Source organism: Anabaena sp. CCY 9402-a, assembly GCF_963920945.1.
Classification (GTDB): domain Bacteria; phylum Cyanobacteriota; class Cyanobacteriia; order Cyanobacteriales; family Nostocaceae; genus Trichormus; species Trichormus minutissimus.
This window is the reverse complement of the sequence record NZ_CAWUDL010000169.1, coordinates 1-1,986: the sequence shown is the minus strand read 5'-3', so window position 1 is coordinate 1,986 and position 1,986 is coordinate 1. Positions and strand designations below refer to the sequence as shown.

Here is a 1,986-nt window from a genome sequence, read left to right as displayed (position 1 = left end):
GTTGGAGGGTTGCCTCCCGCCACAATCGCTCAGTGCCAGGTTCTACTTTTAAATACAAAAAGTCATCCCCAGTAAGTATGGAGGGTGGCTTTTTGTTTGGCTAGTATTTCTAGTATTTTTTGTATGTTGAAACTACACCTTGAGCTTCTAATACAGATGCCACTTGTAAAATAAACGCTTCATTGTAGGGTGCTGCTATCAATTGCACTCCTAATGGCAAACAATTGGGATGCTGAACTGGTACTGATAATACAGGTAAGCCGATGAAAGATAATGGTTGAGTAAATAGTCCTAAGTGGGGACGAACCAGTATTTCCTGTCGATCTAGAGTCATTGTTTGTTGACCAATTAACGGTGCAGCAATTGGTGTTGTGGGGGCTAAAATTATATCAACTTGTTGAAAAAGTTCTCGGATACGATCGCGATACCATCTGCGAAAGCGTTGTGCTTGCAGATACCAATTACTCGGTATTAAGGCCCCTGCTAAAAACCGATCGCGTGTTGCTGGGTCAAAATCTTGGGGACGCGATCGCAATTTTTCTAAGTGTAAATTTGCACCCTCACAGGCTGTAACCACAAATGCAGCAGCCCTGGCGCGGTGTGCTTCTGGTAGAGTGATGTATGTATTCACATCTAAAGCATTTGCTACTTCATGCACCGCGGCTAACGCCTCTGAGTTTGCACCTTGAGCAAAATAATCATCAGCGATGCCTTCGGCAGGCTTCGTCAACGCAATTCTCAGTCCAGAAATATCTTGATTCAGTTGAGGTAATGTTGGTTTTCTCGGACGCTTAGTGCAAACGGGATCGCTATTATCCTCTCCCTGAAGGATATCAAATATTGTAGAAATATCTCTCACTGAACGAGCGAAAGGGCCAATGTGGTCAAGGCTACTAGAGAATAGAGCTACCCCTGCACGAGATAAACGTCCATAAGTTGGTTTAAAACCAAAGACACCACATAACGCTGCTGGCACACGAATTGAACCGTTGGTATCAGAACCTAGTGTAAATGGAACTAACCCAGCCGCCACCGCCGCCGCAGAACCACCAGATGAACCACCAGCTACACGCTGTAAATCATGGGGGTTGCGAGTAGCACCATAATGAAAGTTTTCTGTCACAAATCCATAGGCGTACTCATCCATATTTAAAGCACCGACCAAAACAGCACCTGCTTGCTTGAGTTTGGCTACTGCTGTGGCATCTTGGGTAGCTGGAGGATTTTCGGCATTAATTTTTGCACCAGCCAGAGTTGTTAAACCAGCGATATCAAAAAGGTTTTTGACAGCAAATGGTACACCTGCCAGTAAACCAGGATAATTACCTTGAGCGATTTCTTGATCAATGCGTGCTGCATCTGCCAAAGCTGTTTCCGTAGTGATAGCCGTGAAACAATTGAGTTCGCGATCTCTTTCTGATATTCGTGCTAACGCAGCTTTGGTAACTTCTACAGCACTAACGTGGCCTGCGCGAACAGCAGTGGCAATGGATACAGCATCATTCATGGTTCAAATATGGGTGCAATTTCAATGTCTTCTGGTAGGGGAAATGAATTAACCAGTTGAGCGATCGCTTTTATTCTCTCAAAATTCGCCACTACTCCATCCCGATACTCATCTTTTATCGGCAAATCCAGCAGCAATGCCATTTGATCAACATACACACCCACATCTAACTCTTGAATTTTCATCTCTGTGCCTCTGTGTCTCTGTGGTAAATTATTCTAAACTTACAACTTCTAGCGGTAACTTAAATAAACCATCTTCTTCAGGTTCAAAGTCGATAACCTGATAGACAGCATCAATATTTAACTCACCATAGATATGAGGAAATATATCTCCATCAGCCCCTTCATAGCGAATTTCAGAATGAACTTTATCAGAGTCGATAAAAAGTAATACTAATTCTTTTTGTTGATAAAAAAATTTAGGCTCTCCCAGACTAGATATGTTAAATTAACAACAGAAATACCAATTGAGTAAAA

The 1,986-nt window shown here is 42.7% G+C and carries 2 protein-coding genes and 1 pseudogene; all 3 read right to left on the bottom strand.

Annotated features, from left to right (window positions below; translation table 11 throughout):
* Positions 1–109: 109 nt before the first annotated feature.
* On the bottom strand, positions 110–1,507 hold the full coding sequence (locus tag ACM0OR_RS28040) for an AtzE family amidohydrolase (protein ID WP_323267555.1): 1,398 nt from the start codon (positions 1,505–1,507) through the stop codon (positions 110–112).
* Positions 1,504–1,692, bottom strand: coding sequence for a DUF4089 domain-containing protein (locus tag ACM0OR_RS28035; protein ID WP_323267554.1), 189 nt, complete (start codon positions 1,690–1,692; stop codon positions 1,504–1,506). The genes ACM0OR_RS28040 and ACM0OR_RS28035 overlap by 4 nt, the downstream gene beginning before the upstream one ends.
* 28 nt (positions 1,693–1,720) lie before the next feature.
* Positions 1,721–1,930: pseudogene (locus ACM0OR_RS28030) on the bottom strand (DUF952 domain-containing protein); the annotation flags it as partial.
* Positions 1,931–1,986: the final 56 nt, after the last annotated feature.

Bases quoted from the DNA above. Each gene is read 5' to 3' on its own strand.
- ACM0OR_RS28035 (WP_323267554.1), bottom strand. From the start codon at position 1,692: ATGAAAATTCAAGAGTTAGATGTGGGTGTGTATGTTGATCAAATGGCA.
- ACM0OR_RS28040 (WP_323267555.1), bottom strand. From the start codon at position 1,507: ATGAATGATGCTGTATCCATTGCCACTGCTGTTCGCGCAGGCCACGTT.